The organism is Streptomyces sp. NPDC051109 (assembly GCF_044455885.1).
Taxonomy (GTDB): Bacteria; Actinomycetota; Actinomycetes; order Streptomycetales; family Streptomycetaceae; genus Streptomyces.
The window spans coordinates 14,451-31,659 of sequence record NZ_JBITFF010000003.1; the positions used below are offsets into that span (position 1 = coordinate 14,451).

General features: G+C 73.0%; 17 protein-coding genes and 2 tRNA genes. 7 read left to right on the forward strand and 12 right to left on the reverse strand.

Annotated features, from left to right (window positions below):
- Window positions 1-22: 22 nt before the first annotated feature.
- From ACIBAD_RS05825 to ACIBAD_RS05855, 7 genes are all read right to left on the reverse strand, one after another.
- Window positions 23-1,033, reverse strand: coding sequence for a hypothetical protein (locus ACIBAD_RS05825; protein ID WP_134071381.1), 1,011 nt, complete (start codon window positions 1,031-1,033; stop codon window positions 23-25).
- Between the two features lie 105 nt (window positions 1,034-1,138).
- Complete coding sequence (locus ACIBAD_RS05830) at window positions 1,139-2,500, reverse strand: HD-GYP domain-containing protein (protein ID WP_398904821.1); 1,362 nt, start codon at window positions 2,498-2,500, stop codon at window positions 1,139-1,141.
- Window positions 2,501-2,511: 11 nt separating this feature from the next.
- Window positions 2,512-3,987 carry an HD-GYP domain-containing protein gene (locus tag ACIBAD_RS05835; RefSeq protein WP_398904823.1) on the reverse strand — a complete coding sequence of 492 codons (1,476 nt, stop codon included), beginning with the start codon at window positions 3,985-3,987 and terminating at the stop codon, window positions 2,512-2,514.
- A gap of 151 nt (window positions 3,988-4,138) precedes the next feature.
- Complete coding sequence (gene rsrA, locus ACIBAD_RS05840) at window positions 4,139-4,441, reverse strand: mycothiol system anti-sigma-R factor (RefSeq protein ID WP_030153557.1); 303 nt, start codon at window positions 4,439-4,441, stop codon at window positions 4,139-4,141.
- Window positions 4,438-5,082 carry a sigma-70 family RNA polymerase sigma factor gene (locus ACIBAD_RS05845; protein WP_030153556.1) on the reverse strand — a complete coding sequence of 215 codons (645 nt, stop codon included), beginning with the start codon at window positions 5,080-5,082 and terminating at the stop codon, window positions 4,438-4,440. Before ACIBAD_RS05845 ends, rsrA begins: the two co-directional genes overlap by 4 nt.
- Window positions 5,083-5,391: 309 nt before the next feature.
- Window positions 5,392-6,057, reverse strand: coding sequence for an alpha/beta family hydrolase (locus ACIBAD_RS05850; protein ID WP_134071386.1), 666 nt, complete (start codon window positions 6,055-6,057; stop codon window positions 5,392-5,394).
- Between the two features lie 94 nt (window positions 6,058-6,151).
- A complete protein-coding gene (locus tag ACIBAD_RS05855; RefSeq protein ID WP_398904826.1) occupies window positions 6,152-6,967 on the reverse strand; it encodes an SOS response-associated peptidase in 816 nt (271 codons plus the stop codon).
- A 53-nt stretch (window positions 6,968-7,020) separates the two neighbouring features.
- Here ACIBAD_RS05855 and ACIBAD_RS05860 point away from each other — a divergent pair, with 53 nt between their 5' ends.
- The 4 genes from ACIBAD_RS05860 (at window position 7,021) to ACIBAD_RS05875 (ending at window position 10,635) form a co-directional block, all read left to right on the forward strand.
- A complete protein-coding gene (locus ACIBAD_RS05860) occupies window positions 7,021-7,746 on the forward strand; it encodes a M50 family metallopeptidase (protein ID WP_208328984.1) in 726 nt (241 codons plus the stop codon).
- A gap of 117 nt (window positions 7,747-7,863) precedes the next feature.
- The gene (gene aroA / locus ACIBAD_RS05865; protein ID WP_134071390.1) at window positions 7,864-9,201 is read left to right on the forward strand and encodes a 3-phosphoshikimate 1-carboxyvinyltransferase; all 1,338 of its coding nucleotides are present in this window, start codon (window positions 7,864-7,866) and stop codon (window positions 9,199-9,201) included.
- Window positions 9,202-9,209: 8 nt separating this feature from the next.
- On the forward strand, window positions 9,210-10,220 hold the full coding sequence (gene rsgA / locus ACIBAD_RS05870) for a ribosome small subunit-dependent GTPase A (RefSeq protein WP_134071392.1): 1,011 nt from the start codon (window positions 9,210-9,212) through the stop codon (window positions 10,218-10,220).
- Window positions 10,221-10,311: 91 nt separating this feature from the next.
- A complete protein-coding gene (locus ACIBAD_RS05875) occupies window positions 10,312-10,635 on the forward strand; it encodes a multidrug efflux SMR transporter (RefSeq protein WP_030153546.1) in 324 nt (107 codons plus the stop codon).
- Here the strand turns inward: ACIBAD_RS05875 and ACIBAD_RS05880 are convergent.
- The gene (locus ACIBAD_RS05880) at window positions 10,601-11,173 is read right to left on the reverse strand and encodes a TetR/AcrR family transcriptional regulator (RefSeq protein ID WP_030153544.1); all 573 of its coding nucleotides are present in this window, start codon (window positions 11,171-11,173) and stop codon (window positions 10,601-10,603) included. The two genes, ACIBAD_RS05875 and ACIBAD_RS05880, sit on opposite strands and share 35 nt — an antisense overlap.
- Before the next feature lie 149 nt (window positions 11,174-11,322).
- On the opposite strand from ACIBAD_RS05880, the gene hisN reads away from it, so the two are divergent.
- Both hisN and ACIBAD_RS05890 read left to right on the forward strand, forming a co-directional pair.
- On the forward strand, window positions 11,323-12,129 hold the full coding sequence (hisN, locus tag ACIBAD_RS05885) for a histidinol-phosphatase (protein WP_134071394.1): 807 nt from the start codon (window positions 11,323-11,325) through the stop codon (window positions 12,127-12,129).
- 146 nt (window positions 12,130-12,275) lie between these two features.
- The gene (locus ACIBAD_RS05890; RefSeq protein ID WP_048477493.1) at window positions 12,276-12,671 is read left to right on the forward strand and encodes a cyclic nucleotide-binding/CBS domain-containing protein; all 396 of its coding nucleotides are present in this window, start codon (window positions 12,276-12,278) and stop codon (window positions 12,669-12,671) included.
- Between the two features lie 57 nt (window positions 12,672-12,728).
- Here ACIBAD_RS05890 and ACIBAD_RS05895 read toward each other — a convergent pair whose 3' ends face one another.
- Window positions 12,729-14,198: a catalase gene (locus tag ACIBAD_RS05895; RefSeq protein WP_134074410.1), complete on the reverse strand. Its 1,470-nt coding sequence runs from the start codon at window positions 14,196-14,198 to the stop codon at window positions 12,729-12,731.
- Window positions 14,199-14,333: 135 nt separating this feature from the next.
- On the opposite strand from ACIBAD_RS05895, the gene ACIBAD_RS05900 reads away from it, so the two are divergent.
- On the forward strand, window positions 14,334-14,750 hold the full coding sequence (locus tag ACIBAD_RS05900; RefSeq protein ID WP_030153536.1) for a Fur family transcriptional regulator: 417 nt from the start codon (window positions 14,334-14,336) through the stop codon (window positions 14,748-14,750).
- A gap of 144 nt (window positions 14,751-14,894) precedes the next feature.
- On the opposite strand, the gene ACIBAD_RS05905 is transcribed toward ACIBAD_RS05900, so the two are convergent.
- The 3 genes from ACIBAD_RS05905 to ACIBAD_RS05915 all read right to left on the reverse strand — a co-directional run bounded on the left by ACIBAD_RS05905 (window position 14,895) and on the right by ACIBAD_RS05915 (window position 17,205).
- A tRNA-Met gene (locus ACIBAD_RS05905) sits at window positions 14,895-14,968 on the reverse strand.
- Window positions 14,969-15,045: 77 nt separating this feature from the next.
- Complete coding sequence (locus ACIBAD_RS05910) at window positions 15,046-16,893, reverse strand: tetratricopeptide repeat protein (RefSeq protein ID WP_398904831.1); 1,848 nt, start codon at window positions 16,891-16,893, stop codon at window positions 15,046-15,048.
- Between the two features lie 238 nt (window positions 16,894-17,131).
- A tRNA-Met gene (locus ACIBAD_RS05915) sits at window positions 17,132-17,205 on the reverse strand.
- Between the last annotated feature and the right edge of the window lie 4 nt (window positions 17,206-17,209).

The following is a 17,209-nucleotide window of genomic DNA, read 5'->3' on the forward strand; positions in this document are numbered from 1 at the left end:
CGGTACAGCCTACGGTGCCGGGTCAGCAGACCTCTTCGAGATCCCGCCATTCACGGGTGTCCGGGCTGTCCGCGACCCAGCCGTCGAGCAGTCCGCGCACCAGGCCGGCCGGCGCCGCGATCCCGCATTCGCGCTCCGGCACCCACAGCGGGCCGGAACCGTTCGTACGGTGGCCCAGCGGGCCGGGGTGCCCCGGTTCGCTGTGGTCGTGCGGGTCCAGCTGCTCCCCGTCGCCCTCGCCGCTCGGCATCACGCTCTCCGAGCAGGTCCGGCACAGCAGCCGCACCGAGGACGACCAGTCCTCGGCGGCGAAGCCCGCGTCCGAGGCCAGCTGCTCCAACGCGTCACGGTCCTCCTCGGTGGCCGCCTCCAGCAGCACCACCCAGGTCGGCACCGGCGAGGGCGCCCACAGCTCGATCTCGTCGAAGACCGGGTACGCGGGGCCGGCCGCGGTGACCCGCTCGCCGTGCGGGACCCCGTCGTGCAGGACGACCTCGCCCCAGCGCCGCCCCGAGGAGGGCAGCGGGATCGACAGGACCTCCATGCGGGCCGGGTCCAGCCGGCGGCCCCAGACCACCTCGGCCTCCCCCTCGGGGGACAGCCGCACGGCGGCGCTGCCGAGCTCCATGCCGACCGGTTCGCCGCTGCCCTTCGCGGGGTGGATGCCCGAGCCGTGCGGGTCCCCGGGCACCTTCAGCCCGTACGCCTGCCAGGCCCGGCGGGCCAGCGGCCAGTCCTGCAGCGCGGTCGCGGCGATCCCGACGTTCCACCAGTCCGGGGCGCCGGTCTCGCGGTCCAGCAGGGCCACGGCGCGCAGCCCGGCGGCCCGTGCCTGCTCCCAGTCGTGCCGGAACTTGTGCAGCAGGGCGAGGTTGAACCAGGACTCGGACAGCCAGGGCTCCAGGTCCGCGGCTCTGGTCAGCAGCGCACCCGCGTCCTCGTACCGCCCGTCGCCGATCAGCGTGAACGCGCGGTCGGTGGCCTGCCGCCACGAGGCGGAGGGCCGATGCCGTACCTTCCCGAAGATCCTCACGATTCCCGCCTGCCGGTCCAACGGTGCAGCCTTGCGGACACCCTCACGGACACTCCTACTGGCATCCAACCATGCCCACTCGGACGGCCGCTCATTACCCATGGGTTACCCAGGTGGGGCGGGAACAACTCTGTCACGTCCGTCCCTGGCCAGAACCCTTGCGAGACACTCCACGACCTCCGGCTGGTAGTCGCGCCCCGTACCCAGCCGCAGCTGCTCCAGGGCCACGAGGGGGCCGCCCGGGTGACGGGTCCCGCCGAGCAGGTCGTCGTACGCGTTGACCGCCCGTACGATGCGCGCCGCGACCGGCTGCTCCCGGTACGGGTCGGCCTGCCGCTCCACGATGACGGCCACCTCGGCGGGCACCCCGGTCTGCCTGGCCACGTCCCCGCCGAGCGCGGCGATCCGGCGGGCCTCGGCGGCGGGCAGCCCGGCGGTGGCCCCGGCCCGTACCGGGTCGACGAGGGAGAGCTGGCCGATGTCGTGCATGAGGGCGGCGTACTCCAGCACCGTGAGCTCCCGCTCCGAAAGGCCCAGCTCCCGGCCGACGGCGCAGCTCAGGGCGGCGACCCGGCGGGAGTGCCCCGGTCGGGTGTACCCGGCGATCTCGGTGGCCCGGGCCAGGGAGGTGATGGTCTGGCGGTAGGTGGTGCGGATCGCGCTGATCCGGTGGAAGGACAGCTGGGTCAGCAGCAGGGGTACGCAGAAGACGGGCAGGGCCCACAGGCCGGCGACGGCCACGCCGAGGGCCATGACGACCCCGGTGGCGCAGATCGCCGAGCCGATGCCGAGCTGGGCGCGCAGCTCGTCGCGCAGCAGGGGCCCGTACGGCCAGCCCGTGCGGGCGCAGACCTGGACGGCGGCGAGGACGGCGTCGCACAGGGCGGTGAGGCCGAGCAGGAGGAGCAGGAAGAGGACGAGGTACGGGCCCTGCGCGATCCCGTGCTCCAGCCGGCCGGAATTGTAGAGCGGCTGGAAGCAGACGGCGGCGAAGGCGACGGTGAGGACCCGTCGGGCCAGGTGGTCGGCGCCGGGAGCGCGGCCGCGGGCGATGTGGGGGACGAGCCCGGCCAGCGCCGCGGCGGCGACGACCGTGACGATCTGGAGCACCCCGTGGTGGGTGGGCTCGGCGGCGTCCGGGCCGAGCAGGGCGTACGCGAGGGCGCCGGCGAAGGCCAGCGGCGCGGGCCGGCGGTCTTCGGCCGCGTCCGGGGCGGCTGCCGGCGGGGCCCAGGCATCCCGGGTACCCCAGGTGTCACCGGGGTCCCGGGGGCCTCGCGTCTCCCGCCCGTCCCGGCTGTCGCGGCAGGCGAGCTCGCCGCAGGCGATCAGGGCGCCGAAGGCCAGGGCCGTGCCGGGCTCGACGACGCCGTTCCACAGGGTGTGCCCGAGCCCGGCCAGGGTGAGCACCACGGCGGCCCCGCGCACCCCGCTGACGACCGCGCCCCCGAGCGCCGCGCCCCCCACGCCCCGCCCCCTCACGCCCCGCCTCCGCCGTCCGGTTCCCGCCCGTTCCCCGGGTCCGCGGTCCGTACGCGCGGCCGGGCGCCCTGCGCCGGGAGCCCGGACAGCGCGGGACCGCCCGGGTCCGGGGCCGCGGCGTCGGGCGCCGCCGGCCGGCCGGGGGCGGTACCAGGGATCACCTGGAGGTCGTCCTCGTCCGCCGTGACCACCGGGTGCCAGCCGTCCCGGCCGATCGCCTCGACCAGCGCGTGCACCATCACCGGGTCGAAGTGGGCCCCGGCGCACCGCTCCAGCTCGGCCAGGGCCACCGGCACCGGCCGGGCCCGGCTGTACGAGCGGGTCGAGGTCATCGCGTCGAAGGCGTCGGCCACCGCCACCACCCGGGCCGGCACCGGGATCTGCTCCCCGGTCAGCCCGTACGGGTATCCGGAGCCGTCGACCCGCTCGTGGTGGTGCAGGATCGCGGACCGGGCCTCGCCCAGGAAGCCGATGCCGCGGACCATCTCGTGCCCGTACTCGGGATGCAGCTCGATGACCCGCCGCTCCTCCGGGGTCAGGGGGCCGTCCTTGCGCAGCAGCCGGGTCGGGACGCCGAGCTTGCCGACGTCGTGCAGGATCCCGGCGATGCGGACGACTTCGAGCCGGTCCCCGTCCATGCCCAGCTCGCGGGCGATCATCGCGGAGGCCTGGCCGACGCGCTCGCCGTGGCCGCGCGTGTAGCGGTCCTTGAGCTCGACGGCCTGGACGAGCGCCCGGATCGTGGCCTGGTGGGCGGCCCGTTCGCGGTGGTACTGGGCGAAGACCCAGCAGGAGATGTACATCGGCAGCAGGACGAGCAGCGCGGCCGGGAGCCCGTACGGGCTGCGCCACAGGACGGCCATCATCAGCCCGGCGAGGCCGTGCACGCAGTGCGGGACGAGGGAGCGGGTGAGCAGCCCGCGCCAGGCCGTGCGCACGGGCCGGCGCTCGGCGGCGGCCAGCACGCCCCCGTCGAGGGCGGCCAGTACGAGGCAGAAGGCGGCGGCCGCGGCCGCCGCGGGCAGCAGCGCGTACGGGAAGTCGGCGAGCCGGCCGGCCGAGGGAGCGCCGCCCAGCAGCCCGAACGTCCGCCCCGCCGCCCAGGCGGCGACGGCCTGCTGCGCCGCGTGCCACACGCGCCGGACCGGGGCGGGCCGCCGGACCACCCGCTGGGCGAAGGCGCCGGGCAGCGCGACGAGCGCGGCGGCGCCCGGGGGCAGCAGGAAGACGGCGGCGAGCAGCACGGGGAAGAGCGAACCGCTGCCCTCGGGGACGGGGACCCGGTTGCCCGGCAGCGGGCAGATCCTGACCAGTTCGCAGCCGAGATAGAGGAGGGCGAGCAGCGCCACGGCGGGCCACGGGGTGCCCGAGCGGGTGAAGGCCGCAGCGGTGCAGGCGAAGGCCGCGAGGACGGCGCCGAGGATGACGGCCCACAGGAGGCGGGGACGCGCCGCCGGCGGAAGTACCCGCATGGCGCTCTCCTCCCCTGTGCCGTGCACACCGTTTGGGGAGAATAAGTGGGCCCCCTCGCACAGGGGGCCACATTTTCGTATTGCGCCGTACGGGCACCCCCGGATTAGCACCTTCGAGTGAACGAATCGGCTTCCAGGGGCGATTGTTCGATCAGCCGGTGGCGGGGTCCGCGGTCACATCATGATCGGGAACGGCCTGGCCGGAACGGATCAGCTCGATCCGTCCCATGACCTTCGAGCGCAGGTCGGTCGGGACGTCGTCCGAACCGCAGCAGCGCTTCACCAGCTTCTTGACGGCTTGTTCGAGGCCGTACTTCTCCAGGCAGGGATTGCATTCGCCGAAGTGCGTCTCGAACTTCGTGCAATCGCTGTCCGGCATCTCGTGGTCCAGGAACTCGTACAGGTGGTCCAGGACCTCAGAGCAATCCGTCTCGTGCGGCTCTCCGCAGCTCATGAGCCCGAGCCTTTCAGGTCGTTCGACTCTCCCGCGCCGGCGGGGACCAGCCCGCGCTCACGGGCGTAGTCCTCCAGCATTCCGCGGAGTTGACGGCGGCCACGGTGCAGTCGCGACATGACCGTACCGATGGGTGTACCCATGATGTCCGCGATCTCCTTGTACGCAAAGCCCTCTACGTCGGCAAGATAGACCGCGATGCGGAACTCCTCCGGAATGGCCTGGAGCGCTTCCTTCACATCCGAATCGGGCAGGTGGTCGAGCGCCTGCGATTCGGCGGAACGAAGCCCCGTCGACATGTGCGACTCGGCGCGCGCCAGCTGCCAGTCCTCGATCTCCTCCGCCGCGCTGCGCTGCGGTTCACGCTGCTTCTTGCGGTAGGAGTTGATGAACGTGTTGGTCAGAATGCGGTAGAGCCATGCCTTGAGGTTGGTGCCCTCGCGGAACTGGTGGAAGGACGCGTATGCCTTCGCATACGTCTCCTGGACCAGGTCCTCGGCGTCGGCCGGATTGCGCGTCATGCGCAGCGCGGCCGAGTACATCTGGTCGAGGTAGCCGAGGGCGTCCCTCTCGAAGCGCGCGTTGCGCTCCGCGGTCGTCTCCTCCGCGTGGCCTTCGTCGGTCCCAGCGACAGGACCCACCTCCTCCGACTGCGTGACGGCTCCGAAAGCGGACCCGCTCGAATCGGAGAATAGTCGACCATCCCGGCCCTCCGCCGCCTGAAGCGGGCGGCGCTTGGGCGCGGGCAGGACCGTCCAGTCCAGGCCTGCCGCCTGCGGACGGTGCTGGCTGATGACCTGGGTCATGCGGTCCCTCTCCTCCGACTGATCCCGTGCTTTCTGACATTCCGCACAACAGAAGGGTCGGGCCGCGCATTCCCCGGCGGAGGCCGGTTCCACGGCCTCTGTCAGGTGTGCGCCCGCGGTGTGATATGGATCACCGCGGGGCCGTCAGAGGGGGAGCCGGGCGAGCCATGCCGCGACGCCCCCGGTGATCACCGCGAGGGCCTCGTCCTGGGTGAGGTCCGCCTTCTTCGGCACGGCGAAGCCGTGGTCGGCGTGCGGGACCTCCACCAGTTCGTACGGCGTCGGCGCGGTCGGCGGCGGGAACTCCTCGGGCCGCCCGAAGGGGTCCCGTCCGCCCTGGACCACCAGGGCGGGCCGCCCTGCGCCGGTCAGCTCCCCGGCCCGGGACTTCTCGGGCCGGCCCGGGGGGTGCAGCGGGAAGGCCAGGGCCAGCACCGCGGCCGCCCCCAGCTCGGCGGCGGTCCGGCAGGCCACCCGGGCCCCGGCGCTGCGGCCGCCCGCCACCACCGGCAGTCCGGGCTCCGCCAGCGCGGGCCACAGCCCCCGCCAGCCCTCGTCCAGCACCTTGGGCGCGGCGGCCACCTTCTTCCCGGCGACCCGCCACGGCTGCTCGACCAGCGCCACGGTGACCCCGTGGGCGGGCAGGGCGGCGGCCAGGGCCACGAGGTCGCGGGCCTCGATGCCGCCGCCGGCGCCGTGGCTGACGGCCAGCACGAGGCGGGCGGCCGTACGGGCGGGGACGGGATGCCAGGTGATGCGGGCCTCGCCCGCAGGGGTGTCGACGCTCTCGGTGCGCGTGCGCGTGGTCATGGCACCCATCCTGCCCGGGACCGGCCCGGAAGCCTGCCCGGGACCGGCCCGGAAGCCTGCCCGGGACCGGCCTAGAAGCCTGCCCGGGACCGGCCTAGAAGAGCGTGGCCTCCTCCGGCGCGGCCAGCTCGTGGAGCAGCTCCGGCCCGTTGTTGCGCACGTTGCTGACGGCCGTGGACACCGGGTAGGCGCGCATCAGGCCGCCCGGCGGCGGCGCGAGCAGCGCCTGGAGTTCGCCGGTGTCGGTCCGGGCCGGGTCCAGCCAGGCGTCCCAGCGGTCCGGGGTCAGCATCAGCGGCATCCGGGGGTGGATCTCGGCGAGCGAGGCCGGCCCCTCGGCGGGCGCCACGCCCAGCGGCCCGGTCTCGGCCTCCGCGGTGATCACCGAGCAGGTGGCCCACCAGGCCTGCGGGTGGTCGCCGGGGAGCGTCGGATCGCGCCAGAACTCGTACACCCCCGCCATGGCGAAGACGGAGCCGTCGGCGGGGAGCACGAAGTAGGGCTGCTTGCGGGCCCGCTTCTTCTTGCCCTCGACCTCCAGCTGCCGCTCGTCGTGGGCGGTGACCCACTCGTAGTAGCCGTCGGCGGGGACGATGCAGCGGCGCTGCGCGAAGGGGCGGCGGAAGGAGGGCTTCTCGGCCACGGTCTCGGAGCGGGCGTTGATCATCCGGGCGGCGCCGTCGGGGTTCTTGGCCCAGGAGGGGACGAGCCCCCACCTCACCGTGCGCAGCTGACGAACCGGACGCGGGTCCGCAGCGTCTTTCACGGGACGGTCGAGGACGACGTGGACCTCCTTCGTCGGCGCGACGTTCCAGTCGGGGGCCAGGGTCTCCTCGGGCTCCCACTTCTCGATGCCGAAGGCCTCCACCAGGTCCTCCGGCCGACGACTCGCTGCATACCGTCCGCACATGGCTGCCAGACTGCCATCCCGCCCGCCCACCACCGCAAGGAGTCCGCCACTCCATGAACAGCTCCACGGACAGCACCGAGACCGCCGGCCTGTGGGACCGGCTCACGGGTATACAGACCCCGCCGGCACTGTGGCTGGTGATCGTGACGGGCGTGGTGGCCCTGGCCGCCGTGGGACCGCGTCCGCTGTGGCGGCTGTCCCGCAACGCCGTGACCATCGCCCACGAGGGCGGCCACGGGCTGCTGGCGCTGCTGACCGGACGTCGCCTCGACGGGATCCGGCTGCACTCGGACACCAGCGGGGTCACCGTCAGCCGCGGCAAGCCGACCGGGCTCGGGATGATCCTGACCGCCGCGGCCGGGTACACGGCGCCCTCGCTGCTCGGGCTCGGCGGGGCAGCGCTGCTGTCGGCCCACCGGATCACCCTGCTGCTGTGGGCGGCGACCGCCCTGCTGCTCGCGATGCTGGTGATGATCCGGAACGCGTACGGCGCCCTGACGGTGGTGCTGTCGGGCGCCGCGTTCGTCCTGGTCTCCTGGCTCGCCCCGGCCGAGGTCCAGGCGGTCTTCGCGTACCTGGTGGTGTGGTTCCTCCTGCTGGGCGGGGTGCGGCCGGTCTTCGAGCTGGGGGCCAAGCGCCGGCACGGCGGGGCGCCCGATTCCGACGCGGACCAGCTGGGGCGGCTCACGCACGTCCACCCGGTGGCCTGGCTGCTCCTCTTCCACGCCGTCGCGCTGTGCTCGCTGATCGGCGGCGGGCGCTGGCTCCTCGGCCTCTGAGCCGGCCTGCGCGGCCGACCGCCGGATCCGAGCTCCGCTTCCGACCGCCGCGTCCAACCTCCGAGACCAGCGTGCGATCAAGATCTGGGGCCGGGGCGAGCCACTAAAGTGGGGGCCATGACCGAGACCCCCGCGCTCCACGACCTCTGGCCCGCTCCGCTCGCCGACGGCACCGTCCACGCCACCGTCACCGTGCCCGGGTCGAAGTCGGTCACCAACCGCGCCCTCGTGCTCGCTGCGCTCGCCGCCGAGCCGGGCTGGGTGCGCCGCCCGCTGCGCTCGCGCGACTCCCAGCTGATGTCGGACGCCCTGCGCGCGCTCGGCGTCGGCATCGAGGAGACCGCCTCCTCCAGCTCCGGCGACGGCTCCGGCGGCGAGGCCTGGCGGGTCATCCCGGCCGCGCTGCACGGCCCGGCCACCGTCGACGTCGGCAACGCGGGCACGGTCATGCGCTTCCTGCCGCCCGTCGCGACCCTGGCCGCCGGCGACATCCGCTTCGACGGCGACCCGCGCTCCTACGAGCGCCCGCTCGGCCAGGTCATCAACGCCCTGCGCACCCTCGGCGCCCGGATCGACGACGACGGCCGGGGCGCCCTGCCGCTGACCGTCCAGGGCGGCGGCGCCCTGGAGGGCGGCGTCGTCGAGATCGACGCCTCCAACTCCTCGCAGTTCGTCTCGGCGCTGCTGCTGTCGGGCCCGCGCTTCAACCAGGGCGTCGAGGTCCGGCACACCGGCACCACCCTGCCGTCGATGCCGCACATCCGGATGACGGTGGAGATGCTGCGCGCGGCGGGCGCCCAGGTCGACACCCCCGAGGCGGGCGGCGAGCCGAACGTGTGGCGGGTCGCGCCGAGCGCGCTGCTGGGCCGCGACGTGGTCGTGGAGCCGGACCTGTCGAACGCGCAGCCGTTCCTGGCTGCGGCCCTGATCACCGGCGGTACGGTCACCATCCCGGACTGGCCGCGCCGCACCACGCAGCCCGGCGACGAGCTGCGCCGGATCTTCACGGAGATGGGCGGCTCCTGCGAGCTGACCGACGCGGGCCTGGTCTTCACGGGCAGCGGCAAGATCCACGGCATCGACGTGGACCTGGGCGAGGTCGGCGAGCTCACCCCCGGCATCGCGGCCGTCGCCGCGCTGGCCGACTCCCCCTCCACCCTGCGCGGGGTGGCGCACCTGCGGCTGCACGAGACGGACCGGCTGGCGGCGCTGACCGCGGAGATCAACGGGCTCGGCGGCGAGGTCACGGAGACCGCCGACGGCCTGCACATCCGCCCGCGCCCGCTGCACGGCGGCGTGTTCCACACCTACGACGACCACCGGATGGCCACCGCGGGCGCGGTGATCGGCCTGGCGGTGGAGGGCGTGCAGATCGAGAACGTGGCGACGACCGCGAAGACCCTGCCGGACTTCCCGAAGATGTGGGCTCGAATGCTCTCGGGAGCGGGAGCGTAGGGGCCGTCATGCGCAGGTACGGCAAGCACACCGACGAGGACGACATCCGCCAGCGGCCCAACCCCAAGGGCAACCGGCCCCGGACCACCATCCGGCCCAAGCACGAGGACGCGGCCGGGGGCTTCGTCCTGACCGTGGACCGCGGCCGGCTGACCTGCCTGGTCGACGGCCGCACCATCCACGCGATGAAGGCCCGCGAGCTGGGCCGCAAGGCAGCGGTGGTCGGCGACCGGGTCTGGATCGTCGGCGATCTGACCGGCAAGAAGGACACCCTCGCGCGGATCGTGCGGATCGAGGAGCGCAAGTCCGTCCTGCGGCGCACCGCCGACGACGACGACCCGTACGAGCGGGTGGTCGTCGCCAACGCGGACCAGCTGGCGATCGTCACGGCGCTGGCCGACCCGGAGCCGCGGCCCCGGATGATCGACCGCTGCCTGGTGGCCGCGTACGACGCCGGGCTGGAGCCGCTGCTGGTCCTCACGAAGTCGGACCTGACCTCCGCGGACAAGATCCTGGAGATCTACTCCACGTTCGGTCTGAACTACGTGGTGACCAACCGCGAGGAGCTGGCGACCGGCGACGCCGCCGACCGGGTGCGCGAGCGCCTGAACGGCCGGATCACCGCCTTCGTCGGCCACTCGGGCGTCGGCAAGACCACCCTGGTCAACTCGCTGGTCGCCGAGGGCCGCCAGCGCGCCACCGGGCACGTCAACGCGGTGACGGGCCGCGGCCGGCACACCACCACCTCGGCGCTCGCGCTGCCGCTGCCCGACGGCGACGGCTGGGTCATCGACACCCCGGGCGTGCGCTCCTTCGGCCTGCACCACGTGGACCCGTCCCGGGTGATCCTGGCCTTCCCCGACCTCGTTCCCGGCACGGAGGAGTGCCCGCGGGCCTGCAGCCACGACGAGCAGGACTGCGCGCTCGACAAGTGGGTGGAGGACGGCCACGCGGATCCGGCCCGCCTGTACTCGCTGCGGCGGCTCCTGGAGACCCGCGAGCGCCGCGAAGGAGACTGATCGTCCGGCGGGGTTTGCCGCGCACCAGGGCTGGTAAATGCATAATCGCACCACGTGATACGACGTCACCTGACGCGGGGAGGCATTCGCCATGGCCTGGCTGCTGGTGGTCGTCGCCGGAATCCTGGAGACCGGTTTCGCGGTGTGCCTCAAGCTGTCGCACGGGTTCACCCGGCTGTGGCCGACCATCGCCTTCGCCGCCTTCGCCCTCGGCAGCTTCGGGCTGCTGACCCTGGCGCTGAAGAAGCTCGACGTGGGCCCGGCCTACGCGGTGTGGACGGGCATCGGGGCCGCCGGAACGGCCATCTACGGCATGGTCTTCCTCGGCGACCTCGTGTCGACCCTCAAACTCGTCTCGATCTCGCTGGTCATCCTGGGCGTCATCGGCCTCCAGCTGTCCGGTTCGGCTCACTGAGCAGGCGCAGCAGCCGCATCAGCTCCCCCAGCCCCGGCTCCTCGCCCGGCGCTATCACGTACGAGAGCGCGAGGCGCACGGCGAGTTCGCAGCGCTGCGCCCCCTCCCCCGGGCTGAGCGTGGCGGAGGCCCGGTCGCGGACGGCCCGGGCGAGCTCCCCCGGCCCGGGGGCGGGCACTCCGGGCCGCACCCCCTGCCCGGGCGGCGTGGGTAAGTTCCCGTCCCAGCACCCCGTCAGCAGCGCCCGTACGAGGGGACGCGCGCGGGCCGCCCGTACGGTCCACTCCGCGACCGAGGCGAGGCGCTCGGCGGTGGCGGCCGGGGAGCGGAGGACCCGGTCCACCCCTTCGAGGTACCAGTCGGCCTCGCGCCGCACCAGGGCCCTGCCCAGGCCCGCCTTGCCGCCGAACTCGTTGTAGAGGGTCTGCCGGGACACCCCGGCGGTGGCGGCCACGTCGACCATCCGCACGGACGGCCACGGGCGCGCCAAGAGCGCCGCTCCCGCCGCTTCCAGCAAGGACTCCCGGGCTGCCGGCATGCGCGCCTCCCCGCTCGACTTCCCCCGCTCCGATTCCCCGCTCGGCTTCCCGCCAGAGTTGACGGACCGACAGATCCTGTCAAGGGCGCCCGGAGGTCGCACCGTGGACGCCGTTCGCCGGGTCGGGGCGGTCCCGATACTGTTCGAGCATGCCCGAGTATGACGATGACCTCCGCCTCGCCCTTGAGCTCGCCGACGCGGCGGACGCCGCCACGATGCAGCGGTTCCGCGCCCTCGACCTGAAGGTCGAGACGAAGCCGGACATGACCCCGGTGAGCGAGGCGGACAAGGCCGCCGAGGAGATCGTCCGGGCCGGGATCGAGGCCGCGCGACCCGCCGACGCCATCCTGGGCGAGGAGTACGGGCTCAAGGGCAGCGGCCCGCGCCGCTGGGTCGTGGACCCGATCGACGGCACGAAGAACTACGTGCGCGGCGTCCCCGTCTGGGCGACGCTGATCTCGCTGATGGAGGAGGGCCCCGACGGGGTCTTCCGGCCGGTGGTCGGCGTGGTCTCGGCGCCGGCGCTGGGCCGCCGCTGGTGGGCGGCGCAGGGCGGGGGCGCGTACGCCGGCGGTGCGCTGGGCGCTGCGCCCGTTCCGCTCGGGGTCTCGAAGGTGGGCGCCCTCGGCGACGCCTCGTTCGCGTACTCCTCGCTGAGCGGCTGGGAGGAGCAGGGCCGGCTCCCCGGGTTCCTGGACCTGACCAGGCAGTGCTGGCGCACCCGCGGCTACGGCGACTTCTGGCCGTACATGATGGTCGCGGAGGGCTCGCTGGACCTGTGCGCCGAGCCGGAGCTGAACCTGTGGGACATGGCGGCCATCGCGGTCGTCGTCCAGGAGGCGGGCGGCCGGTTCACGAGCCTGGACGGCGTGGAGGGCGTACACGGCGGGAACGCGGCCGCCTCGAACGGGCTGTTGCACGAGGAGATGCTGGGGTATCTGCGCCCGCGCGACTGAGCCGTCCGGGGACTGCACCCGGACGACCGGGTGCGCCCTCTTGATGACCCTGCGTACGCATGGGAATCTGAGACTCCTCCGCTTGTGCGCTTGTGAAGACCTTCTCTAAGTGCGCGGAGGACACTCCTCAGGAGGTGGCTCCCTTCATGCTCGTCCGCGACGCCATGAGCACCGTGATCCTCACCCTCGGACCCGCCCACACCCTCCGGCAGGCGGCCTGCCTGATGTCCGGCCGCCGGGTCGGCGCAGCCGTCGTCCTCGATCCCGACCACAGCGGCATCGGCATCCTGACCGAACGCGACATCCTCAACTCCATCGGCGCGGGCCACGATCCCGACCGGGAGTCCGTGGGCGCGCACACCACCAACAACGTGGTGTTCTGCACCCCGCAGGCCACCGTCCAGGAGGCCGCCGAGGCGATGGTCCGCGGCGGCTTCCGCCATCTGATCGTGCTGGAGCACGGCGGCCCCGTCGGCATCGTGTCCGTACGCGACGTGATCCGCTGCTGGGTTCCGGCGCGGCGCAGCACCGTACCGGCGTAAAGCCGGAGGGCCGGACCCCGGGGGGTCCGGCCCTTCAACTCTCGGCGAGCGGATCCGTCAGCCGCGAAGGGCCTGGACCGCGGCCTCCAGCCGCTTGCCGAAGTCACCGTCCGCCTGGCGGAAGTTGTTGATCGCGCGCTCGACGATGTCGTCACGGGAGACCTTGGCGATGAAGCCGGACAGGTTCTCGATCAGACGGGCCTGCTCGTCCTCGGACATCAGCCGGTAGAGGTCGCCCGCCTGGACGAAGTCGCTGTCCTCGGAGTGGACCGGGGCGGCGTGGTTGCCCGTGCCGCCGGTGACCGCGGTGGACTGCCACAGCGGGCGGTCCGTCTGGAACGGGCCGCCGAAGCTGTTCGGCTCGTAGTTCTTCGCGCCCTTGTGGCGGCCGTCGTACAGAAAGCCGTCACGGGAGTTGGTGCGCGCCTCGGTGGCGTGCGGGCGGTTCACCGGCAGGTGGTCGGCGTTGATGCCGACGCGGTAGCGGTGGGCGTCGCCGTACGCGAAGAGGCGGCCCTGGAGCATCTTATCCGGGGACGGGCCGATGCCGGGCACGAAGTGCGCCGGGGAGAAGATCGACTGCTCGACCTCGGCGAAGACGTTCTCCGGGTTGCGGTTGAGCTCCAGCTTGCCGATCTCGATCGGCGGGTAGTCCGCGTGCGGCCACACCTTGGTGAGGTCGAAGGGGTTGAAGCGGTACTCGGCGGCCTCGGCCGCGGGCATGATCTGGACCTGCACGGTCCAGGTCGGGAAGTCGCCGCGCTCGATGGACTCGCGCAGGTCGCGCTGGTGGGAGTCGGGGTCCTCGCCGGCCAGCCGGTTGGCCTCGGCCTGGGTGAGGTTCTTGATGCCCTGGTCGGTCTTGAAGTGGTACTTGACCCAGAAGACCTCGCCGGCCTCGTTGTTCCACTGGAAGGTGTGCGAGCCGAAGCCGTCCATGTGGCGGTACGAGGCCGGGATGCCGCGGTCGCCGAACAGCCAGGTCACCTGGTGGGTGGACTCGGGCGACAGGCTCCAGAAGTCCCAGACGTTGTCCGCCTCCTGCGAGCCCGTGTAGGGGTCGCGCTTCTGGGTGTGGATGAAGTCGGGGAACTTGATGGCGTCCTTGATGAAGAACACCGGGGTGTTGTTGCCGACGAGGTCGTAGTTGCCCTCTTCGGTGTAGAACTTCAGCGCCCAGCCGCGGGGGTCGCGCACCGCGTCGGCCGCACCGAGGTTGCCCGCGACGGTGGAGAAGCGCAGGAACGTTTCGGTCTGCTTGCCGACCTCGGACAGGAACTTCGCCCGGGTCCACTGCGAGACGTCACGGGTGAGGGTGAAGGTGCCGTACGCACCCGCACCGCGGGCGTGCACCACGCGCTCCGGTATGCGCTCGCGGTTGAAGTGGGCCAGCTTCTCCAGCAGCAGCTGGTCCTGGACCAGCACGGGGCCTCCGACGCCGGCCGTCTCGCTGTTCTGGTTGTCGGCGACCGGAGCCCCGGCCTCCGTGGTGAGCGGTCCCTGCGTCACGTGCGCCTCCTGCGTCATTCCTGCCATGCCTGTGCCTGTCCTTGGCCCTTGTCGTATTCGATCCTACGATGGACTTTGTCTAAGTCAAGCAAGGTTCCAAGTCCACACAGGTTCGGGAGTTACACCGAATCGCTCGCTGTTAGGCTGGTGTACATGAGTGACCTGCTGGAACGACTTCGCGGACGCGGATGGCGCATGACCGCACAGCGGCGCGTCGTGGCCGAGGTGCTCGACGGTGACCACGTTCACCTGACGGCCGACGAGGTGCACGCGCGCGCGGTGGACAAGCTGCCGGAGATCTCGCGCGCCACCGTCTACAACACCCTGGGCGAGCTGGTGTCCCTCGGCGAGGTCCTGGAGGTCGCCACGGACCGCCGGGCCAAGCGGTACGACCCGAACGCCCACAAGCCCCACCAGCACCTGGTGTGCGCCCAGTGCGGCGCGATCCGGGACGTGCACCCGGCGGGCAACCCGCTGGCCGACCTGCCCGACGCGGAGCGGTTCGGCTTCGTGGTGTCGGCGGTCGAGGTGACGTACCGCGGGCTGTGCCCGGCCTGCGCGGGGGCGTGACGAACGGGGCAGGACAAGCAAGAGGGGCCCGGGGGCGACGCTCCCGGGCCCCTTCTGTGCGTCCGGTTCGGGCCGTTCACGGCTTGAAAGGACGCAAAACGACCGAAGGCCCGGATCCAAGGGATCCGGGCCTTCGGCCTTCAGTAGCGGGGACAGGATTTGAACCTGCGACCTCTGGGTTATGAGCCCAGCGAGCTACCGAGCTGCTCCACCCCGCGTCGGTAAACACGACTTTACGCGAGGCCCCCCGACAGATGCAAATCGCTTAACGTTCCGGCTCGGGGGAGCCGCACCCTCAGGCCGAGAGCTCCTCCGCCAGGGCCTCTCGGAGCCGGGCCGCCCGCTCGGAGACCTCCGCCGGGCCCAGCTCCATGGCCCGGACGCACCACTTCTGCCCCTCCGCCAGGTCCCCGTGCCGCGCGGCCAGCAGCCCCAGCCGCAGCGCCGCACGGCCGTGGCCGGCCACGGCGGCCCGGGTCCACCACAGCGCGGCCTCCGGCTCGTTCCCCTCGCGCGCCAGCAGCAGCCCGAGGTTGAACGCCCCGTTCCGGGAGCCGGCCTCGGCCGCCTCCCGGTACCACCGCGCGGCGACGGCAAGATCGCCCCGCGCCGCGGCCAGCATCCCGACCCGCACCTGCGCGCGCCGGTGCCCCAGCTCCGCGGCGCGCTCGTACCACTCCTCGCTCTCGGTCTTCGGGGCACCGCCCACCGGCTCGCCCAGCGCCACCGGCTCCGGCGGCGGAGCCAGCGATTCCAGCAGCGCGGCCAGCCGGAACGCCGCCTCCGCGCTCCCGCCGCCCGCCGCGCAGCGCAGGTGCTTCTCGGCCGCCCGGTCCTCGCCGTCGCGGACCAGCGCGATGCCGACCTGGAGCGCCGCATCGGTGTGGCCCGCCGACGCGGCCCGCTCGTACCACTTCAGCGCCGTCCGGTCCTCGTCCCGGCTCGCGAACAGGATCCCGAGGTTGAACGCGGCGTCGACGCTGCCCGCCTCGGCCGCCTTCGAAAACCACGGCTCGGCACCGGCCGCGTCACCGACCTGGAGCAGCATGATCGCGAGGGCGTTGGCGGCCTCCCGGTGGCCGGCGTAGGCCGCCCGCCGGTACCACTGCTCGGCCTGCGCGGTCCGCTCCTGTGCGGCGCACAGCAAAGCAAGGTTGTACGCCCCGTTCTGGTCACCCGCGTCCATGGCGGTCCGGTACCACTTCTCCGCGGTCTGGGTCTCGCCCCGCGCGGCGTGCAGGGCGCCCAGCGCGTTGGCGGCGTTGCCGTCGCCGTCCTGCGCGGCCCGGTTCCACCACGCGACGGCGCTCTCCTCGTCGCCGGCGTCGCGCAGCAGGAAGCCGAGCGCGCACGCCGCCCGTGCCTCGCCCTGCTTGGCGGAGGTCAGGTACCAGCGCCCGGCCTCCTTGAGCTCCCCGCGCGCCTCCAGGAGGGCGCCCAGGTGCAGGGCGGCGCGCCGGTGCCCGCGCGCGGCGGCCTGCCGGTACCACTGCTCGGCCTCGGCGGGGTCGCCCTTGCGCAGGTGCCGGGCCAGGCGGTACGCGGCCTCGCGGTGCCCCTGCTCGGCGGCCTGGCGCAGCCAGCGCTCGACGCCCTTGTCGCCACGGTGCTCCAGCAGGTCGGCGAGCCCGTACGCGCCCAGGGCATGGCCGGATTCCGCCGCCTGGCGCAGCCAGTACTCGGCGGCCGGCTCGTCCCCGCGCTCGCGGAAGTGGCGGCCCAGGGCGTGCGCGGCCGGGGCGGATCCGGCCACGGCGGCGACCCGCCACCAGCCGGCGGCCTCCTCCGGGTAGCCGCGCTGGAGCAGCAGGACCCCGAGGTTGTTCGCGGCGGCGCGGTCCCCCTCCGCGGTGGCGCCGCGCAGGTAGGGCTCGGCGCCGGCCAGGTCGCCGCGGCGCAGCAGCAGCGCCCCGAGCACGCTCATCGCGCCCGGGTCCCCCCGGTCGGCCGCGACCCGGTGCCGTGCTTCCAGCTCCGTGTCGCTCGCCGGGTCGGTCTCGGCGAACATTTCTTCCGCGAAATCCGCATCGGTCAGTGCGGTCTGCGCGTTAACGACCGGAGCCTCCTCGTTGGCCTCTGCGCCCGATTCGACTTCCGCCCTCACAAACCGCCCTGTCTCCAGCAGAGTTGACCTGTCCCCCATAAATCCCATCGTCGCATCACCTGCTACCCGCGTACACCTGGTATGTCGCAGCCTGTGAGGTCACTACAGCGTTTTGTCGACATGCCCACAGAGAGATAAGTCAAACACGCTCCCACCCCAACTCACCCGTCTCAGCTACCTCATGACCCTCGCGTGTCCTCCTGGACATGACGAAGGACCTGATGAACCCGGACATGACGAAGGCCCGGATCCCATGGATCCGGGCCTTCATCTTCAGTAGCGGGGACAGGATTTGAACCTGCGACCTCTGGGTTATGAGCCCAGCGAGCTACCGAGCTGCTCCACCCCGCGTCGG

Bases quoted from the DNA above. Each gene is read 5' to 3' on its own strand.
- rsrA (WP_030153557.1), bottom strand. From the start codon at position 4,441: ATGAGCTGCGGAGAGCCGCACGAGACGGATTGCTCTGAGGTCCTGGAC.
- rsgA (WP_134071392.1), top strand. From the start codon at position 9,210: ATGCGCAGGTACGGCAAGCACACCGACGAGGACGACATCCGCCAGCGG.
- ACIBAD_RS05910 (WP_398904831.1), bottom strand. From the start codon at position 16,893: ATGGGGGACAGGTCAACTCTGCTGGAGACAGGGCGGTTTGTGAGGGCG.
- ACIBAD_RS05900 (WP_030153536.1), top strand. From the start codon at position 14,334: ATGAGTGACCTGCTGGAACGACTTCGCGGACGCGGATGGCGCATGACC.
- ACIBAD_RS05880 (WP_030153544.1), bottom strand. From the start codon at position 11,173: ATGCCGGCAGCCCGGGAGTCCTTGCTGGAAGCGGCGGGAGCGGCGCTC.
- aroA (WP_134071390.1), top strand. From the start codon at position 7,864: ATGACCGAGACCCCCGCGCTCCACGACCTCTGGCCCGCTCCGCTCGCC.
- ACIBAD_RS05875 (WP_030153546.1), top strand. From the start codon at position 10,312: ATGGCCTGGCTGCTGGTGGTCGTCGCCGGAATCCTGGAGACCGGTTTC.
- ACIBAD_RS05860 (WP_208328984.1), top strand. From the start codon at position 7,021: ATGAACAGCTCCACGGACAGCACCGAGACCGCCGGCCTGTGGGACCGG.
- ACIBAD_RS05835 (WP_398904823.1), bottom strand. From the start codon at position 3,987: ATGCGGGTACTTCCGCCGGCGGCGCGTCCCCGCCTCCTGTGGGCCGTC.
- ACIBAD_RS05850 (WP_134071386.1), bottom strand. From the start codon at position 6,057: ATGACCACGCGCACGCGCACCGAGAGCGTCGACACCCCTGCGGGCGAG.
- ACIBAD_RS05895 (WP_134074410.1), bottom strand. From the start codon at position 14,198: ATGACGCAGGAGGCGCACGTGACGCAGGGACCGCTCACCACGGAGGCC.
- hisN (WP_134071394.1), top strand. From the start codon at position 11,323: ATGCCCGAGTATGACGATGACCTCCGCCTCGCCCTTGAGCTCGCCGAC.
- ACIBAD_RS05890 (WP_048477493.1), top strand. From the start codon at position 12,276: ATGCTCGTCCGCGACGCCATGAGCACCGTGATCCTCACCCTCGGACCC.
- ACIBAD_RS05855 (WP_398904826.1), bottom strand. From the start codon at position 6,967: ATGTGCGGACGGTATGCAGCGAGTCGTCGGCCGGAGGACCTGGTGGAG.